Source organism: Psychrobacter sp. P11G3 (assembly GCF_001435845.1).
GTDB lineage: Bacteria > Pseudomonadota > Gammaproteobacteria > Pseudomonadales > Moraxellaceae > Psychrobacter.
The window spans coordinates 2,475,326-2,495,363 of the sequence record NZ_CM003596.1; the positions used below are offsets into that span (position 1 = coordinate 2,475,326).

A 20,038-nucleotide genomic window follows, 5' to 3' on the forward strand; every position below is an offset into this window, starting at 1 on the left:
TGTGCGATCTAAGTTACGAATTGGCTATCAGTAGCCAAAAAACTTACTTAGATAAATCGCGACCACGGCTAGCTTCGATAGCTAGACGTAAGCCATTTAGACGGATAAAGCCTTCTGCGTCTTTTTGATCATAAGCGCCCGCATCATCTTCGAAAGTGGCGATTTTTTCATCAAATAACGAATCATCAGATTTACGACCAACAACGCTCACGCTACCTTTATATAGTTTTACACGTACAGTGCCGTTGACGTATTCTTGTGATTTGTCAATCAATGCTTGTAGCATCATACGTTCAGGACTGAACCAATAGCCATTATAGATGATTTTTGCGTAGCGCGGCATTAGCTCATCTTTTAGATGGGCAGCTTCACGGTCAAGCGTTAGTGATTCGATACCGCGATGCGCTTTTAGCATAATCGTACCCGCTGGCGTCTCATAGCAACCACGTGACTTCATACCGACGTAACGGTTTTCAACGATATCTAAACGGCCGATGCCATGTTTGCCGCCGATTTCGTTCAGCTTAATCATGACTTCATAAGGCTTAAGTGCTTCACCATCGATAGCAACGATGTCGCCTTTTTCGTATTCTAGTTCTAGATATTGCGCTTCATCAGGTGCTTCTTCTGGGCTGACAGACCAGCGCCACATATCATCTTCTGCTTCAGTATACGGTTCTTCTAGGACACCGCCTTCATAAGAGATATGCAGTAAGTTAGCATCCATTGAGTAAGGAGACTTTTTCTTATTGCCCGCATAATCAATGGCGATATCATGCTCTTCAGCATATTTCATCAAGCTTTCACGGCTTGATAGATCCCACTCGCGCCAAGGAGCAATGGTTACTACGTCTGGTGACAAAGCAACAGCACCTAGCTCAAAACGAACTTGGTCATTGCCTTTACCAGTCGCACCATGGCTGATGGCATCGGCGTTATGCTCTTTAGCAATCTCAACCAAACGCTTGGCAATCAATGGACGAGCAATAGACGTACCTAGTAAGTACTCACCTTCGTAAATGGCGTTAGCACGGAACATAGGGAATACGTAATCACGAGCGAACTCTTCGCGCAAATCTTCGATATGGATATGCTTGATACCCATTGCTTGAGCTTTGGCTCGTGCTGGCTCAACTTCTTCGCCTTGACCGATATCAGCGGTAAAGGTGATTACTTCCGCATCATAAGTTTCTTGTAGCCATTTAGCGATGATTGAGGTATCAAGACCACCTGAATAAGCCAAGACGATTTTATTAATATTTTTTGGATCAAGTTGAGCCATGAAGAACTCCTATTATGAAATATAGTTTTAGAAAAGGCGACGATCAAATCGAAAGCAAGTCGAACGATAATTACCTGCTCAGTGTACATCATATTTACTATGGGCAAAAGTCTAACTGCCATAAGGCATACGCTTTTGACTTAAATTCTAGTCAACCTCATTTTTGCCACCAACATTTAAACATCATTTAAACATAAGATATTCATCTTAGCTCGATGAATTATGTACAGATATCTAGCCTTATATTTAGTCAAGTGGGCAAATCTGTTATGATAGACCCACAGTATCACTCCCTTTTGTTTCCTTTATTTGACGATATAGAGCGCTTTGACACTATGACTGATTCGATTAGAGAATTGACCATCCTTCAGCCAGATGACTGGCATATTCATTTGCGTGACGATCTAGCCTTGAGCACGACCGTACCTCATGCAGCAAGCAGCTTCAACCGTGTCATCTGTATGCCAAACCTTGTGCCTCCAGTCAAAAATGCGCAAGATGCGATTGCCTATCGCACACGTATCATGGAGCAATTAGCAACAAGCGATTTAAGTCTTGAGCGCAAGTCAGCTTTCGATCCGCGTATGACTCTATATTTAACGGATAATACCACTGCCCAAGATATCGAGTTGGCAGCGCAGTCAGGTATTGTACAGGCAGTCAAACTCTACCCTGCTGGAGCGACTACCAATTCTGCAGATGGCGTCACCAATATTAATGCTTGCGTCGATGTCTTTGAAGCTTTAGAAAAGTACAACTTGCCACTACTGATTCATGGTGAAGTGACCCAAGACCATATAGATATCTTTGATCGTGAAAAACGTTTCTTAGATGAAGTGCTGGCACAAATTATCGTGAAATTCCCTACATTGAAAATAGTAGTAGAGCACATCACTACTAGCGATGCGGCAGATTTTGTATTGTCACAAGGCAACCATGTTGCTGCGACTATTACGCCGCAGCATTTGATGTTTAACCGCAATCATCTATTGGTTGGTGGTATCAAACCGCACTTTTATTGCCTACCTATCTTAAAACGTGAGAGCCATCAAAAAGTGCTATTAGATGTAGCTACTAGTGGTAATCCAAAGTTCTTCTTAGGTACTGACTCTGCGCCACATGCGACAGATAAAAAAGAAGCCGCTTGTGGCTGTGCCGGTTGCTATAGTGCAGCCACGGCGCTGCCTTTGTATGCGACCGCCTTTGATAGTGTTGGAAAGATAGATAAGTTAGAGGGTTTTGCCAGTCGTTTTGGCGCTCAGTTCTACGGTTTACCTCTAAATGAAAGCACTATCACGCTTGTTAACACGCCTATGCAAGTACCAACTGACTATCCTTATTTTGATGGTGCATCATTGACTCCCCTAATGGCAGGTGAAACGCTACCTTGGTCAATTAAGGCTTAACGCCCGCAAAGCTTAGCATTCAATGAATGACCTATTATTTTATCCTATGATATTGATGATACCTTTGTAGTAGATGTCTTTGTACTAAAGGTACAGTTAGTATCATAGGATGCTTATTTCTTATTCAATATATTAGTACGACTGATAAAAGTGATTTAACTTTATATGACCAATCAAAACATAGCGACCTTGCCTGACGAAGACTTATCAAATCCTAAATCTGCCAGTCTTGATGCTACTCTAAACGCTTCCGCTGAAGATGCAGCTTCAATGACAGATGAGCAAGCACCTATGGCATTAAAAGACCGCTTTCGTAAGTTCTTGCCTGTCGTCGTCGATGTGGAAACAGCAGGCTTCAACGCCCAGACCGATGCACTGTTAGAAATTGCCTGTATCCCTGTCTTACTGAATGAGCAAGGTGTATTTTATCCAGGTGAAGCTTTCAACGCTCATATCGAGCCTTTTGAAGGTGCAAACTTAGAGCCAAGTGCCCTTGCCTTTACCGGTATTGACCCTAAAAACCCAATGCGCAAAGCTATTGCGGAAGATGAAAAGACAGCATTGCGCCGCATCTTTAAAGGGTTAAAAGACGTACGCCGTGACGAAGAATGCCGTCAATGTGTCTTAATTGGACACAATGCCCATTTTGACTTGGCTTTTTTAAATGCAGCTGTGCTACGAACCAATAGCAAAAACCACAATCCATTTCATAATTTTTCAGTATTCGATACCGTCACCTTATCAGCATTGGCATTTGGTCAAACTGTCCTAGCACGTGCTTGTAAAGCAGCAGGGTTAGAGTTTGATGGTAAGAATGCTCACTCAGCTCTGTATGACACTCAAAAGACTGCTGAGCTATTCTGTCATATACTAAATAACTACCCTATGTTGGCCAATGCACTGCATAATGAAGAGGCGAAAGAAGAGTCAGCTGATAGCGACAGTCAATAAGTCACACATCCTATATTGCCAATCATACATAATAGTGCTATTTGTAATACTTGATGACTTTGACATCTTGATTTGGCAATCAATAGGGATATGATTGATATCATAATAAATAGACGGAACTATTTATTGATTACAGATGTGGTTGTTTTATTGGATATGAATAACGGTCTGATGATAAAATATCACTCTTAAGCGATGTAGTTATATCCTATAGATGGTTTAAGTTGCTCACCCTGTCTTGATAGCAAGCACTATCAAGATTAATAGGAGGGACTTTATTATGGATCCACAGCTCAAGTTATGGGGTACCATTCTCGGTTATATGCTGCTTGCATTGACGATTAGCGCCTGTACTTCTTTATGGATTCGCTATCATTTAAAGCGAAATGACCTACATCCTCGTCGCGCAATTAAAAAAAGATATTTAATTTTAAAAAGACGTAGAAAAAGGCTTGACAGGAAGCGCCGACGCTATTAAAATACGCACCACTTCAGCATAAATGGTGAAAGCAGTTGAAGTGTTGTTACTAGTCCCCATCGTCTAGAGGCCTAGGACACCGCCCTTTCACGGCGGTAACGGGGGTTCGAATCCCCCTGGGGACGCCACTATTTGGCGTCACTTGTTAGCACTATTGCTTAGCACTAGATTAGACTAATAAGCGTACCACCAAAAACCCAGTTCATAATTTATTATGAACTGGGTTTTTTATGTCTGTCATTAAGAGCCAACTTATTCTTTTAAATAAAAAAGCCAGCATCACTTGAATGCTGGCTTTTTCTATTTAGTTGTCTTATTAACTATAAATATAGCTTGGCTCAATGGGTACTTTATTCATATCTGTCGATTACAGCAGCAACCATAGCAACGTAGCCACTATCATCAATCCCAATATCGTCTGGATTAAAAAGAACGCCTGATGCTGCCCTACAACCTTACTTAAAGTCACCCCTAGCGTGCTGTATTTGACAGGAGGCGTATCGACGTTGCCTGTTCTCGTTTGCTCTTCATAGTAGCCTTGCAATATGTCTAAGAACTTCTGCCACTCATTAGAATCCCATTCATACGGCTTAAATGGCATTAACTTTTTAAGCTCAGGCTCTTTAGTCATCCAACGCTCAAGGGTAATCGAACGTAATGACCAACCGGCAAAACGGCGTTTGGTAATTTCAGAAAAATCTAAAATCTTTAATTCTTTATGTCGATCATCCACCAACAAACGATTTTTTAGATTGGTTAGTGCCTGCTCTGATCCTTCGACACACTGTAAAAAGTAGCCATTGCCATAGCAAAGAATACCCGTGACATTATCTATTTTATTGCGTTCAACCGCGGTCTCTGAGATATCATTAAGCGTGCTAGGACTTGAAAGACCAGTAGAGGTAATCCGGCTTATATATACAAGCTGGCAGAGATCTGGCGTTACTGGATTTGTTGAATCGTTGATTGTTGACAATCAGCTTCTCCCTATTATCAGGTAAATGTCGCTAAAACAATCATACTAACTTCAGAAAAAATATAGAGACAACATAACTAAGCGTAATGAATCGGTCTGATATATTATTGATTTTATAAGTTTTTATATTAATTGTATTAAGTTAGTTACATCATAGGTTAGTTTGGTCATTAAAGCAACCTATTACTGGACATAGGCCTGCTCAGACACAAAAAACATATGTAATAACCATATTATATTCCAAAGTAGATTATATATATTCTTAGTATAAGCTTTAGTGATAGTTGACTTTTGGATTCATTATTTTTTTGAAATAGTACGGAAAGTTTTAACGAGGATATAGTGATTACTGAAGCCATAATTCTTATCATGGCCACCATTAAGTATAAAAGGAGTAAAACTGATACTCGTTAACAGAAGTAGGATTGAGGCTAAGACTGAAGCCCCATAATCGCTGTTAACAGTACCGCATCATCAGGATAGGTCAGTTTTATATTCTGGCGACTACCAGAGACTAAGCGTATTGGTAAATCTAGTTGTTCAAAAGCACTGGCTTCATCTGTGATGCTTAGCTGATGTTCAAACACATAATTTAGGACTTTTTTTAATTGACCTAAACGGAATACTTGCGGGGTTTGTGCTTGCCACATGTTGCTACGATCAATGGTAGATTTGGTATAAGAATGTGGACGACTCTCTTCTGCGGAGGTAGCTAGCTGATAGGAAGCTTTTAACGTATCAGCCACTGGTGTCGCTAGAATAGCGCCGTAAGGCTCCAGCATCGCGGCTTCAATCACTTGATCGATATCTACATTCGGTACAGCGGGACGTGCTGCATCATGGATAAGCACCAAATCCGAATCATCAGCACCTGTCTGACTAATTGCTTCAACGCCTGCTTGTACTGACTGCCAACGCTCTGCTCCGCCGACTGCATAGCGTACAGGAAGTGCAAACTCTAATTGTTGCGCCGTGCTGTCATCGGCTGATATGACCAATAGACAATTATCGATGTAATCGCTACAAGCAAGTCGTGCCACGCTATGCTGCAACAGCGTCTGACCTTCTAGCATTGTATATTGCTTGGCAATAGACGCACCAAAACGGCTACCGCGACCAGCTGCGACGATCATGGCATGTATATTAGGGGTTGTATTCATAGTAGTGTACTCATGGTTTAAGCCCATGACAGTATATGTAAAGAGGAATAAAGCAGGTGTTAAGTGTGATGAATGTTGTCAGATAACAACATTATAATGCTACGTCATGAAAATTAAGTCATGTCGTAGAAATTAGTGTATTCGTGAAGGCTAGTGTATTTATAAAGCTAATAGTTGCTGTGCGTGGTTGGTGCGGTGGATACTTGGACAAAAGTCTCATTGGGTTTGATTAAACCTAAATCTAAGCGAGCATGCTCTTCTACGGCCTCAAGCCCCGTTTTTAAATCTTGAACATCGGTGCGTAGTAAGTTGTTTGCTGCAACTTGATTGTCATTCAAACGTTGTTGCTCTTCAATTTGGGCCGTCAACTTATTGTGTTCAAAACGGCCATTTTCACCCAACCAATACTGATATTGCAATCCTAAAAGCACTGCAACGGCTAAAGCAAGTAGTATAAATTGGCTAAAATATTTCATAAGGTGATAACGCCAAACGGTATAAAAGAGGATAGTAAAATTTAAGCTGATTAGGCGATATACAAATGATTATATATCGCCCAAATATTGACTTCAGCTAATGAGTCTAGGCTTTTTAGCGTATATTACTTAACGTATATTATACGCCAAAGAGCCAGTCAAACTCTTAGCCGCGTAGACCGATAAACTCTTCACGGCCACGGTAGCTTGCGCGTACTTGCTGCTCGATACGTAGCAATTGGTTGTACTTCGCTACGCGGTCTGAACGGCATAGCGAGCCAGTTTTGATCTGGCCTGCAGCAGTACCAACAGCCAAATCTGCAATGGTGCTGTCTTCCGTTTCACCTGAACGATGTGAAATGATGGTTGCATAGCCATTTTTCTTAGCCATATAAATCGCATCTAGCGTTTCTGACAAGGTGCCAATTTGATTAAATTTAATCAAAATAGCATTGGCAATATGCTTATCGATACCCTCTTGCAAGATCGCAGGATTGGTCACAAACAAATCATCACCAACCAATTGGACTTTATCGCCAATCTGCTCGGTCAGATATTTCCAGCCATCCCAATCCGACTCGTCAAGACCATCTTCGATAGAGATAATAGGATACTGACGTGCCAGCCCAACTAGATAGTCTGAGAAACCTTGGCTATCAAAGGCTTTGTTACCTTCGCCTGCCAAAACGTATTGACCATTTTTGTAAAACTCACTAGCCGCACAATCTAGCGCAAGATGAATATCTTCACCAGCTTTGTAGCCAACTTGTTCAATCGCTTGCATGATAACCGTAATGGCTTCTTCGTTGCTACGTAGGTTCGGTGCAAAACCACCTTCATCACCAACGGCAGTGTTGAGACCTTGTGATTTCAACACAGACTTTAAGCTATGGAAAATCTCTGTACCAGCACGCAGCGCTTCTGAGAAGCTTGTGAAGCCTACAGGCTCAATCATAAACTCTTGGATATCAACCGTGTTGTCAGCGTGCTCGCCACCGTTCAAGATGTTCATCATCGGCACAGGCATGGTCAACGACGTTTGATTACGTAGATTGGCAATGTATTGATGTAATGGCAAATTCTGTGACTTGGCTGCTGCTTTTGCTGTCGCAAGTGACACAGCTAGCATGGCATTGGCGCCCAAGCTTTCTTTATTTTCTGTACCATCTAGTGCAATCATGGCATCATCAATGGCCTGTTGCTCAGTCACATCTTTGTCAATCAAGGCACTGCGAATTTGACTGTTGACATTAGAAACGGCTTTTTTGACGCCTTTACCCATAAAGCGGGTCTTGTCGCCATCACGTAGCTCAAGCGCTTCACGTGAGCCTGTTGATGCGCCACTTGGAGCAGCAGCACGGCCGACAGTACCGTCAGCTAAAATAACATCAGCTTCGATAGTTGGGTTGCCGCGCGAGTCTAAAATTTCACGAGCGCGAATGTCTTTAATTGCGGTGACGTTGTTGGTTTCTTCAGCGTACATAATGTCTGTTAATTCCTTTGGTCATGCCAAGTTTGTGAGATAAATAACGGCAGCTAGCATACAAAAAAGATAAAGCAAAATATCATATAGCGCGTAACCCTAAAAACCCTTCATACCTTTCTATCTTGTGGCTATCGTTGCCTAACGATTAGAGGTGTATGGAGCAGATTAATAGTCGGCTATAGTGCTTGGCATCATAGCATATATTTTACCAAACTTCCCTTATCTTACACCGACTTGCCGTCATAAAAACAATCTAAGAGATACATATATGCGATAGCTATCTGTTTTATATTTATAGAAGACCTAGGCAGATATGATAGCTATTATTTCGCTATGTGTTCTTTATCCGTATGAGAGGTGGATACCGTATTATCTAGCTCAACCTCTGTCTTAAACCGTGTCAATCGTAGTGCATTCATAAGTACTGAGATGGAGCTAAGCGCCATAGCAGCGGCGGCAATCATCGGATTCAAAAACCCAAACGCAGCAAGCGGAATACCTAGACAGTTATAAATAAAGGCAAAAAACAGATTTTGTTTAATATTACGTAGCGTCGCTTGAGCGATTTTTTGCGCGGCATCGATATGCATGAGCGACTCACCCATTAGACGTGCAGAAGCACTATGCTGCGCGACATCAGTTCCCTCAAACATCGCAAAACTGGCATCAGCAGTAGCCATCGCTGGCGCATCATTAACGCCGTCTCCTGCCATCGCTACCTTATGACCAGCAGTTTGCAATAGTGCAATTTGGCTGGCCTTGTCACGTGGGCTCATCTTGCCATAAGCCTTATCAATACCCAACTGCCCTGCTACATGATCGACGACGGACTGCTTATCACCACTCATCAAAATGACATTAATACCTGCATTTTGTAGTGCAGCGATTGCTTGCGGCGTATCTGCCTTTAAGTCATCGGCTAGTGCAAACGCGCCTAATGGCTCATCATTGATACTAATCGCAACGGTACTAGCAATTTGCCATACTTTTGGCATGAATCTTGGCAACGTCAAGTTCGCAAACTCTGCCGTACCCACTTTTACTAATCCAAGCCCTTCGATATTTGCTTGTATACCAGCGCCTTTTATCACACTGATGTCAGTCACATTAAATAGAGACAGTTGACGGTCTTTAGCTGTGTTTACCAGAGCCGTTGCTAGTGGATGACTGGCATGCGCCTCGACACTGGCGGCAATCTGCAATACATCGTCCACAGCAAGCGATTTATCAACCATGACATGATCGACGATAGTAGGCTTGCCAATGGTCAATGTACCTGTTTTATCGAGTACTACCGTATCGATATTACCTGCTGCCTCAAGACTTTGCGCATCCTTGAACCACACACCATGACGCGCAGCAACGCCCATACCCGCCATAATTGCCGCTGGCGTGGCCAAACCAAGTGCACAAGGACAAGCAATGACCAATACCGATACTGCGTGCATTAAAGCAGTATCAACCATACCTGTTAGCCACCATGTGACCCCAAAAGTAACCAACGCAATCGTTACCACTACAGGGACAAAAATAGCCGTTACTCGATCAGCGAGACGCGCTAGATTGGCTTTTGAGCCTTGTGCATCACTCAACGCTTGTACCATATCGCCGAGTTTCGTATCACTGCCCTTCGCACTGACACGGTATAGCAGACTGCCATTCTCTACCAAGGCACCTGCCAGCAATCCATCGCCTTGCTCTTTTTTGAGTGCGACTGATTCGCCAGTTAAATGACTCTCCACGCACCAACCGCTGCCTTCTATGACGGTACCATCTGTAGCGACGCGGCTGCCTTGCTTTGCACGTAGGATGTCACCTACTTGTACATCAGACAACGCAATATTATGAAATTCACCATTTGGCTGCTGCTGCTCTACTTCATCAGGTGTCAATGACAATAATAAATCAATACTGTTTAGGCTGTGCTTCTTGGTACGTTCCTCAAGATATTTACCTGTACGCACAAAGGCAATGACCATCACCCCTGCTTCAAAATATACGGCTGGGCTGTTACCAGCACCGTGTCCGCCCAGATGCCCACTTTGCAATAGGCTGTTTAAAGTACCATCGCCGTGCGTGAGCCATAGATAAGTCGAATACGCCCATATCGTCACGGTACCAATGACCACCAGCACATCCATATTGGCAAGGCCACCTTTTATAGATGCCCATGCGCTCTTATAAAACGGTAACGCCAAGCCAAACTGTACTACAGTCGCTAAAATAAATTGCACCCAGACTGGCGGCATCCACGCCATACCAAAACCCGCCAACATACCTACCATACCCACCAAAAACGGCACCAAACAAACCCATAATCCGATCAAACGCCATGGGTATTGAGTGGCGGTATCTTCGTCAGTCTGAGCAAATAAGCTATCGGCTGCCTGCACATTAGCCACAAAGCCCGTTTTATTCACCCACTCTGTCACCTGTTCAGGCGTCGTCTGGGTTGGATCATAATCAACATTGGCAGTCTCGCCAGCAAAACTCACACTTACCTCATACACCGAAGGCTTTTTGTTAAGCACCTTCTCGATTCTTGAAGCGCAGGCCTGACAAGTCATGCCATCAATCGCTAATTGCAAATGCGCGCGTTGCGGTGTCAGTGGCGTGTTGGACTCAACATCAGTTTCGACATCATAAGACTCATCTTTGGTAGTACGGGTGGTATCGTTCATAAATAAAACTCGTCATGGTGCCTATAAATTCGTAGGAACCACGATAAAATATCAGTGGGTGGGCAAAAAATTCAAATAAAGGAATTGGGTAATATCGTATTTGTTATTAATATTTTAAACAAAGTAGCAAAATATCAATGTATCGAGACTGAAGACTCATAATCGTTAATCATTAAAAAACCAGCTATCATGCTTGTAATAACATGTTAGCTGGTTCTGTAAATAAGTGATGAGATTTATGAGTTAGCAACTGTCGCCTCAAATCCAGCATCGTCAATAGCTGAAGCAATAGCCTCTGCACTGGTTTTGCTATCATCAAAGGTTATCGTCGCTAAGTTGTCAGCGAGGTCAACGGTAATAGTTTCTAATCCATCAATATCGGCTGTTGCTGTATGTACGCTTGCTACGCATCCGCCACAAGTCATACCGTCAATTTTAATAATACGTGTTTGATCTGCCATATTAGGCTCCTTATTTTTATTAGTAACAGGCAGCTCTAATAGTGATTCTGTTAATGCTTACTTTGATATTTTTTAAGTTATCAAAGTAAGAGCAACTATCAAAGCTACATTAAATAAGCATAAGCCCTATTACCCTCGACAACAAGACCGTTTGGTTGTTGCTTTATTAACGAAGCGGCAACTTGTTAATAAAAACGTAAAAGAGCTCACTGACAAATTTATAGCAATAGCTATTCGTAATTATAAATCGTTATGGTGCGGGTTCTGCGGTGAATCAATCGGAAATGGCTGAGTCACATAGTCCACCATATTAATCGCTGCTGTTAAGGCATGGATACTAGTATCTGTATCATCATAGCTTACCGTTGCGACATTATGCTTAGGATCCAAATTAATAGCCGTCACGCCTGAGATATTCTTAAGCACAGTCATTACGCTATCTAAGCCCTCTGCATCGTCAATATTTTCGATGCTTACTTGCGCCACCTGAATTGCCATTGTATAGCCCTCTTATAACGTATCGTATCAATGAGTATCCAATACTTCAAAACCTTTGACCAAATCATCAATTTGCTTAAGTTGACGTAAGAACGGCTCTAGTTGGCTCATACGCAGCGCACATGGACCATCACATTTTGCAGTTTCTGGGTTTGGATGCGCTTCTAAAAATAACCCTGCCAACCCTGTAGCCATACCTGCACGGGCAAGCGTTGTAATCTGCTCACGACGTCCACCAGCACTATCACTACGTGCACCTGGCTGTTGTAAACTATGCGTCACGTCAAAGAATACCGGTATATCCATCTGCTTCATGGTATCAAAACCAAGCATATCCACGACTAAGTTATTATATCCAAAGGCACTACCACGCTCACAAAGTATCAATTTATCATTACCACCCTCTAGGCATTTATTGACGATATGACGCATCTCGTGAGGAGCCAAAAATTGCGCCTTTTTGATATTAATAATAGCATCTGTTTTTGCCATCGCATGCACTAGATCCGTCTGACGTGACAAAAATGCAGGTAGCTGAATAATATCAGCCACTTCAGCGACTGGTGCTGCTTGATGTGGTTCATGCACATCAGTGATAATCGGTACTTGGAGTTTTTCTTTGATCTGACCTAGCCAATCGATACCCTGCTCTAAACCGGGCCCACGATACGAATGTAGACTTGAGCGATTGGCTTTATCAAAGCTCGCTTTAAAAACATAGCCGATACCCAAGCGCTGGCAAATATCAACATACTGCTCAGCAATCTCAAATGCCAATTCTTTAGACTCTAAAACATTCATACCACCGAACAATACAAAAGGCTGGTCGTTACCAATTTTAATCGTATCGTTATTAGGAGTGTTGAGCGTGATATGTGATTGTGCGGTCAATAAATTTTCCATGAAGCCATTACCTCTTATTTTGTTATAAATATCTCTATCCCATATTGTAACCGATAGGCTGATTAAAAAAAGTATGCAAGCGTAATTAGACGTCATTAGTAAAGATGATTGCTAATTAATAACAACAAACAGCCTGAATTAAACAAAAAAAAGACCAATCCGGAGATTAGTCTTTTTTATAATAAACGCTTTCAATATACATTACATTCTGAGAGCTATTTTGCTTCGTTGTGGTTCTTAGCCGCTTTTACAAAGCTATTAAACAGTGGATGACCACCGCGTGGTGAGCTAGTGAACTCTGGATGGAACTGTACAGCAACAAACCATGGATGCTCAGAGATCTCTACCGACTCTACCAAATGCTGCTTGGCAGAATAACCAGAGATGGTCATACCTGCTTGCTCTAACGGCTCGATATAACGGTTATTCATCTCATAGCGATGGCGATGACGCTCAGTGATATTGCTTGCACCATAAATTTGGCTTAGCTTACTACCAGAAACCAGCTCTGCTTGCTGTGCGCCTAGACGCATCGTGCCACCCAAATCTGAATCATCACTACGAATCTGTAGCTCGCCGCGCTCATCTAACCACTCAGTGATCAGACCAATGATAGGCTCAGCTGTCTTACGATCAAACTCAGAAGAGTTGGCATTAATGTTAAGTACGTTACGTGCATACTCAATTACTGCCAACTGCATACCAAGACAAATGCCTAGATACGGAACGTTGTTTTCACGAGCATAAGTGATGGCTTTTATCTTGCCCATCGTACCGCGCTCACCGAAACCGCCTGGTACTAAGATAGCATCAGCATCGTTTAGCTGCGCAAGCAAAGTATCATCATCTTCTAGACGTTCAGCATCGATATAGTCAATCTTCACGTCTACTTTATGCGTGATACCTGCATGTAGCAATGCTTCATTGATAGACTTATAAGCATCTGGAAGCTCGACGTATTTGCCGACCATCGCAACAGTCACTGTTCCTTCTGGATTCAACTGTGCTTCAACTACTTTGTCCCAATCGCTCAAATCAGCTTCAGGCACATCAAGACCGAAACGCTCACAGATTAAATCATCAAGATCTTGCTCGTGTAATGTGCGCGGTATCTGATAGATACTCTGTGCATCTTCACACATGATGACCGCACGCTCTTCAACGTTGGTAAATAGCGCAATCTTGCGACGGTTGTCTTGTGAGATATGATGGTCAGAGCGGCAGATTAGGATATCAGGCTGTAGGCCAATAGAGCGTAGCTCTTTCACTGAATGCTGTGTCGGCTTGGTTTTGGTCTCACCAGCACTAGCAATATACGGTACTAAAGTAAGATGCATTAGCATGGCTCTATTACGGCCAAGCTCTACTTGCATCTGACGTACGGCTTCCATAAACGGAAGTGATTCGATATCACCAACGGTACCGCCAATTTCGATAATAGCGATATCATACCCTTCGCCACTGGCAAGGATTTTGTTTTTGATTTCATCAGTAATATGTGGAATAACCTGTACAGTACCGCCTAGATATTCACCACGGCGTTCTTTATTCAACACGTTCTGATAAATACGGCCACTGGTAAAGTTATTACTCTTACTCATTTTTGAGTGACGCAAGAAGCGCTCGTAATAACCCAAATCCAAATCGGTCTCTGCGCCATCTTCAGTAACGAATACTTCACCATGCTGAAACGGGCTCATTGTACCTGGATCAACGTTAATATACGGATCCATTTTGGTCATCGTGACAGTCACGCCACGTGCTTCTAAGACCGCTGCAAGAGAAGCTGCGGTGATACCTTTTCCTAGTGAGGACACTACCCCACCGGTCACGAATATAAACTTGGTCATAGTACTCTGTCGGTAATTGGTAAAGAAGGATTTTACTAAAAATACGCCACAAAATATAGGGCAAAAATGCAAACTGTCTGAAACTCTTATATTTTCGTGCTGGTAGCAAACATTTTTCTATTATTAAAACGCTACGCAACAAAAAACTCACCCCGAAGGATGAGTCTTTATAAATAACTTATAAGACAATCTAATTTAGAATTTGTATTCTAAACCGCCACCGATAGCGAGTAGATCGTAGTCAGCACCACCAAGGTCAGCTGAGTTTTGACCAACATAAGCATGAGCAATCATATTAGGCTTATAAGCATATTCACCACCAACTACGATTTGATCAGAATCAGCTTCATCAAAGCCAAGCAAGTTGTCAGTGTTATTGTATTGAATATAAACAGCAGCTGGCTTAGCGAAGTTATTTAGGCCCATCTTAGCACTAACAACTAGACCTTTTTCTTTATCATCGCCTCTGTTAGCTGCATCACTATCAAAATCAGCTACTTGATATAGAGCGCCAAGTACTACAGGAGCTGCCATATACTTGCCTAGATCAACAGTAGCCGTACCACGAATTAAATCGCCAGAAAGGTTAACATCTTTATCATAAGCAACACCAAATGTAACACCAGTACCGGCATCATACATTGCTGCAGCAGCAAAGCCATTATTACGATCACCACTATCAGAGACAAAAGACTCATCAGCGCTATACATAAGTGCAACATCTAATGGTAGGTTATTATATTTAGGAGCTTTCCAGATAACTGAATTGTTAATACGACCGCTATCAGTCATATTATAGCCGTTTTCATTTTCTTCAAGCTGATTTGAGCCTAGGTTATCCCAAAAACCACTACCAGAAGTCACAACGTTATTTACGTAATCAACAACTGATGTATTACGGCCAACGCGGATTTCACCATAGTTATCATTATTCAAGCCTAAGAAAGTATCACGGCTTTTGAATGCAATATTGTTATCATCACCTGCATTACCATCAATATTGATACCCACTTCGTACTGATAGATTACATCAGTATTAGCAGTAATTGCTTCAGAACCTTTGAAACCAAGACGTGAAGAATATGAGTTGATTTGGACGGCGTCCATATCGTCATCAGTACGAGTCTCATCATCTAAATTAACGTAGTCCATACCGACAAATGCTTTACCATAAACGGTTGGTGCTGCATTGGCTGCAGATACAGATAGGGCTGCGATTGCTGTAGCTAAAAGTAGTTTTTTCATGGGGTATCTCCACTTTACAATTGTAGTAATGAGCAAGCTATTATTAGCTGGCGCCCATAATGGTATCGTCACAAATCCTCAAAGATATAATGTGTAACTGGCTACCGAGATTAGTCAGAAACAAGTGTGGCGAAGTTCTATTACAGTAAGATGAAAAAAACCATGATTTACATAACTGGGATTAAAAAAGTAACTGCCATGTAATCTTTAGTTTTTATCCTTCCATTGCGTAACATCCGTTACCAAACTCATACTTCGAGTACAAGCATAACAACTTTGACATAATTTGCAACATATTTTTTTGCCTTTTCGATACATCTATTATCAAATAACAGATACTTTACTTTATTTGAACGATTGTTAAAAAACTTCCACTTACTCAATTAGATACGAATAATATTGGTTAATATGATTACTAATATTCTTAAATTTTTATAATAAACATCGAATAATATTCAAAAATAAAGCGCTATTTACTAAAAAATAAATAGTGCTAATTAAGAAGTTAATAATCTATTTGAGCAAATTTATCAGTTACAAATGAGCAAGACTGACTGGCATACTTACTCATCAAGTATGCTTAGATACATGTCATATTTGGTCTATTGTTCTAAGCGTTTGCTTTGAGATCCAAACGTGCTTGATGCAACAATGGCTCAGTATAACCACTAGGCTGCGCGCGTCCTTTAAAGACTAAATCACAGGCGGCTTTGAACGCGTAAGAGCTATCGAAGTTATCTGCCATTGATTGATAGTCATCATCGCCTGCATTCTGTTCATCGACGACCTTGGCCATACGTTTCATCGTATCCATCACTTGCTGCTCACTAACCACACCATGATGCAACCAGTTGGCAATATGTTGGCTTGAGATACGCAAAGTAGCACGATCTTCCATGAGACCGATATCGTTGATGTCAGGCACCTTGGAGCAACCAACGCCTTGATTTACCCAGCGTACGACATAACCCAAGATACCTTGAGCATTGTTTTCAAGCTCTTGCTGCTTCTCTTCATCAGTCCAGTCGGTATTTTTTGCTAATGGGATGGTCAAGATGTCATCCAAGCTAGCGCGCTCGCGTGATTTTAGCGTATCTTGTACATCAGCCACGCTCACTTGATGATAGTGTATGCTATGCAAGGTAGCGCCCGTTGGTGATGGTACCCACGCAGTGCTAGCACCAGACTCAGGATGAGCGGCCTTAGTATCCATCATCTCTTTCATTTCATCAGGCTTAGCCCACATACCTTTACCAATTTGTGCGCGACCTTGTAGGCCTGTCTCTAGACCGATATCGACGTTCCACTGCTCGTAAGCAGGCTGCCATGCTTGCGACTTCATCTCGCCTTTTGGTACAAATGGACCTGCATTCATGCTGGTATGCATCTCATCACCAGTACGATCTAAGAAGCCGGTGTTAATAAAGATAACTCGCTCTTTGGCTTGGCGGATTGCTTCTTTTAAGTTGACCGTCATACGGCGCTCTTCGTCCATGATGCCGATTTTGAGCGTATTGCGCTCTAGACCTAACAGGTCTTCAGATGCATTAAATAAGTCATTGGCCATTTTGACTTCTTCAGGACCATGCATTTTTGGCTTCACGATATACATTGAGCCTTGACGCGAGTTTGATAGCTCGTTTTTGCCTTTGATATCATTAAGTGATAAGAGTGGCGTGATTAAACCATCCATCAAGCCTTCAAATATTTGCTCTTGACCATCATCTAGATCAACTAAGATGGCAGGGTTCTGCATTAAGTGACCGACGTTACGAATTAATAATAACGAACGACCTGGCAAGATCAGCTTGCCACCATCTGGCGTGTTATATTCACGATCTGGGTTTTGCTTACGTGTACGCGTTTTGCCGCCTTTTTCAAAGGTTTCCTGTAGGTCGCTATTCATTAAGCCAAGCCAGTTACGATAGACTTCGACTTTTTCTTCTGCATCTACAGCAGCAACTGAGTCTTCACAATCTTGAATGGCTGTCATAGCCGACTCAAGCAGTACGTCCTTGATGTTTGCTGGATCGTCTTTACCCACTGGATGACTACTATCGATTTGAATCTCAGCATGCAAGCCGTTGTTCTTTAACAGTACACCTGTAGGAGCTTCAGCGTCACCGACAAAACCGACAAACTTAGCCGTATCTTTTAGCTCAGTACTGCTATCACCTTGTACGACTTCTAGCTTGCCATCGACTACTTTAAAACCAGTTACATCATTGTAAGAACCTGATGCTAGTGTGAAGTGCTCATCTAAGAACGCTTTGGCATACGAGACAACAGCAGCACCGCGAGTAGGATTATAGCTACCACCCGCTTCTTGACCATTGTCACTGCTGATAACATCGGTGCCATACAAAGCATCGTATAAGCTACCCCAACGTGCGTTGGTCGCATTAAGCGCATAACGAGCATTACGAACTGGTACGACTAGCTGCGGCCCTGCGATGTGCGCGATTTCGTCATCGACGTTTTTGGTATCAACTGTAAATGCTTCGCCTTCAGGTAGCAAATAACCAATTTCTTGTAGGAATGTCTTATAAGCTGGATAGTCGATTTCGCCATCTTTTGCAGGATTATCTAGATGCCATTGGTCAATTTGCGCTTGAATCTTGTCACGAGTCGCAAGCAACGCTTTATTGCGCGGGGTAAATTCTTTAATAACCTTTTCGAAACCTGACCAATAATCGTCTGAATCAACACCGACTTTCGGTAATACTTCGTTTTCAATAAAGTCATATAACTGCTGATCGATGGCAAGACTGCCTTTTTGAATACGATTGGTGTTAGAAGACTGGCTCATATTGTTATCCTTATCTGTTCGTGAGGGGTACTAATACTGAGTTGTGACAGTAACTGTTTAAGATTTTTTAATCTTGTGAGGTTTTAAATGTTCATATCTCATTCGTTGTGGAATCTTTGATTCTCTAATTTTTCTGAGAAAATATATCTACAAATTTGATGTTCTAGTAAAAGGTAACCTATTAATATTAGACTTACTTTTTACTAAGAGCGAATCATAAAAGTAAGATGAAATGCTTAAAGAACAAAATCTCATCCTACTATCAAATAATAAAATTAACAAGGAAACACCATTCACCAAGTAAATACTTAGGCTGTTTAATAATGATAATGTATAAGCAGCCTACTCTAGGAGCTATAATCATCATCTGGGAAATAGATGCAGCAACATTAATATAAACAGTAAGTAATCATTAATACTTTTAATTATGCTTAACCGTTATCTATTAATAAACACTTATTGATGACTGTCAGTTATTTAGCATCGTATCTAGGTCAGACTAACGATATAATTACTGCTATTACCATTCATAAATAAAGCTTCCTTAGACTATGACTATCAATCAACAAGACCTCGCAACATTACAATCAACAGCAAATACTATAGATAACGATAGTATCGAGAAAAAATCTGTCGAAGAAAATGTTTCTCAAACTGTAAATAATAGTGCCGAAACAGATCTAATCGAAGAAGAGCTACCTGAAGAAGACAGTGTCGATATTACGCATCTGCGCACTCCTATAAAGGTAGACTTATCTCCTGTTTATAATTTTTTAGGTGCTCGAACCACGCAAGCTTGGGTAAATGCTGCGATTGAAAACCTACCTATGATCATTCAAGACCATGCCAACTGCGAGAAAAAGGCCGCTGGTACTGCGATGAATTTGATATTTCGTTATGAGTTCTCTTATGACTTGCAACGTAAACTCGCACAGCTGATACGTGAAGAGATGCTGCACTACGAGCAAGTACTGGGTATCATGAATGAGCGTGGGCAGGAATGGAAATATCTAAGTGCTGGACGCTACGCTAAGGGGATGTTGAAGCACAAACGCACTTACGAGCCAGCAGCGATGGTCGATGTATTGATAATTGGGGCATTTATTGAGGCGCGCTCTTGTGAGCGTTTTGCAGCGTTGGCCGAGGTCATCGATGATGAACGCTTAGCGAAGTATTATCGTTATCTGCTCAAGTCAGAGAGCCGTCATTTCGAAGATTATCTTGCACTCGCTCAATCATTGTCAGATGAGAATATCGATGAGAGAGTCGCGTTCTTTAAAGAAGTAGAGGCTGAGTTAATCAGTAGCCCAGATGCTGAGCTACGCTTTCATAGTGGTACACCTGTCTAAAGCCCACACCTCACCTAAACCTATCTA

The 20,038-nt window shown here is 41.9% G+C and carries 16 protein-coding genes and 1 tRNA gene; 5 read left to right on the plus strand and 12 right to left on the minus strand.

What is annotated here, in order from left to right; translation table 11 throughout:
- Positions 1–43: 43 nt before the first annotated feature.
- Positions 44–1,282, minus strand: coding sequence for an argininosuccinate synthase (locus tag AK824_RS09935; RefSeq protein ID WP_057761167.1), 1,239 nt, complete (start codon positions 1,280–1,282; stop codon positions 44–46).
- Positions 1,283–1,617: 335 nt separating this feature from the next.
- On the opposite strand from AK824_RS09935, the gene pyrC reads away from it, so the two are divergent.
- The 4 genes from pyrC to AK824_RS09950 all read left to right on the plus strand — a co-directional run bounded on the left by pyrC (position 1,618) and on the right by AK824_RS09950 (position 4,245).
- Entirely contained in the window at positions 1,618–2,688 is a 1,071-nt protein-coding gene (gene pyrC, locus AK824_RS09940; protein WP_057762571.1) for a dihydroorotase, read from the plus strand.
- A gap of 270 nt (positions 2,689–2,958) precedes the next feature.
- The gene (gene rnt / locus AK824_RS09945) at positions 2,959–3,639 is read left to right on the plus strand and encodes a ribonuclease T (RefSeq protein ID WP_057762574.1); all 681 of its coding nucleotides are present in this window, start codon (positions 2,959–2,961) and stop codon (positions 3,637–3,639) included.
- Positions 3,640–3,919: 280 nt separating this feature from the next.
- Positions 3,920–4,117 (plus strand): hypothetical protein, encoded by a 198-nt coding sequence (locus AK824_RS13715; protein WP_134292217.1) that lies wholly within the window; start codon positions 3,920–3,922, stop codon positions 4,115–4,117.
- 52 nt (positions 4,118–4,169) lie between these two features.
- A tRNA-Glu gene (locus AK824_RS09950) sits at positions 4,170–4,245 on the plus strand.
- Positions 4,246–4,484: 239 nt separating this feature from the next.
- Here the strand turns inward: AK824_RS09950 and AK824_RS09955 are convergent.
- The 11 genes from AK824_RS09955 to AK824_RS10005 all read right to left on the minus strand — a co-directional run bounded on the left by AK824_RS09955 (position 4,485) and on the right by AK824_RS10005 (position 18,662).
- Complete coding sequence (locus AK824_RS09955; RefSeq protein ID WP_057761169.1) at positions 4,485–5,093, minus strand: BLUF domain-containing protein; 609 nt, start codon at positions 5,091–5,093, stop codon at positions 4,485–4,487.
- A 431-nt stretch (positions 5,094–5,524) separates the two neighbouring features.
- Positions 5,525–6,253, minus strand: a complete 729-nt coding sequence (ispD, locus tag AK824_RS09960; protein ID WP_227511155.1) for a 2-C-methyl-D-erythritol 4-phosphate cytidylyltransferase — start codon at positions 6,251–6,253, stop codon at positions 5,525–5,527.
- 167 nt (positions 6,254–6,420) lie between these two features.
- Positions 6,421–6,729, minus strand: coding sequence for an FtsB family cell division protein (locus AK824_RS09965; RefSeq protein ID WP_057761172.1), 309 nt, complete (start codon positions 6,727–6,729; stop codon positions 6,421–6,423).
- 166 nt (positions 6,730–6,895) lie between these two features.
- A complete protein-coding gene (gene eno / locus AK824_RS09970; protein WP_057761174.1) occupies positions 6,896–8,212 on the minus strand; it encodes a phosphopyruvate hydratase in 1,317 nt (438 codons plus the stop codon).
- A gap of 326 nt (positions 8,213–8,538) precedes the next feature.
- Positions 8,539–10,896: a heavy metal translocating P-type ATPase gene (locus tag AK824_RS09975; protein WP_057761176.1), complete on the minus strand. Its 2,358-nt coding sequence runs from the start codon at positions 10,894–10,896 to the stop codon at positions 8,539–8,541.
- Positions 10,897–11,132: 236 nt separating this feature from the next.
- Entirely contained in the window at positions 11,133–11,357 is a 225-nt protein-coding gene (locus AK824_RS09980; RefSeq protein WP_057761178.1) for a heavy-metal-associated domain-containing protein, read from the minus strand.
- A gap of 240 nt (positions 11,358–11,597) precedes the next feature.
- On the minus strand, positions 11,598–11,855 hold the full coding sequence (locus AK824_RS09985; protein ID WP_057761180.1) for a heavy-metal-associated domain-containing protein: 258 nt from the start codon (positions 11,853–11,855) through the stop codon (positions 11,598–11,600).
- A 27-nt stretch (positions 11,856–11,882) separates the two neighbouring features.
- Complete coding sequence (kdsA, locus tag AK824_RS09990) at positions 11,883–12,758, minus strand: 3-deoxy-8-phosphooctulonate synthase (RefSeq protein WP_057761182.1); 876 nt, start codon at positions 12,756–12,758, stop codon at positions 11,883–11,885.
- A 215-nt stretch (positions 12,759–12,973) separates the two neighbouring features.
- Positions 12,974–14,608: a CTP synthase gene (locus AK824_RS09995; RefSeq protein ID WP_057761184.1), complete on the minus strand. Its 1,635-nt coding sequence runs from the start codon at positions 14,606–14,608 to the stop codon at positions 12,974–12,976.
- Between the two features lie 195 nt (positions 14,609–14,803).
- Positions 14,804–15,853 carry a porin gene (locus tag AK824_RS10000; protein WP_057761186.1) on the minus strand — a complete coding sequence of 350 codons (1,050 nt, stop codon included), beginning with the start codon at positions 15,851–15,853 and terminating at the stop codon, positions 14,804–14,806.
- Between the two features lie 610 nt (positions 15,854–16,463).
- Positions 16,464–18,662: a malate synthase G gene (locus AK824_RS10005; RefSeq protein WP_057761187.1), complete on the minus strand. Its 2,199-nt coding sequence runs from the start codon at positions 18,660–18,662 to the stop codon at positions 16,464–16,466.
- A gap of 551 nt (positions 18,663–19,213) precedes the next feature.
- Here AK824_RS10005 and AK824_RS10010 point away from each other — a divergent pair.
- Positions 19,214–20,011 (plus strand): MiaE family protein, encoded by a 798-nt coding sequence (locus AK824_RS10010; RefSeq protein ID WP_227511156.1) that lies wholly within the window; start codon positions 19,214–19,216, stop codon positions 20,009–20,011.
- The last annotated feature ends 27 nt before the right edge of the window (positions 20,012–20,038 follow it).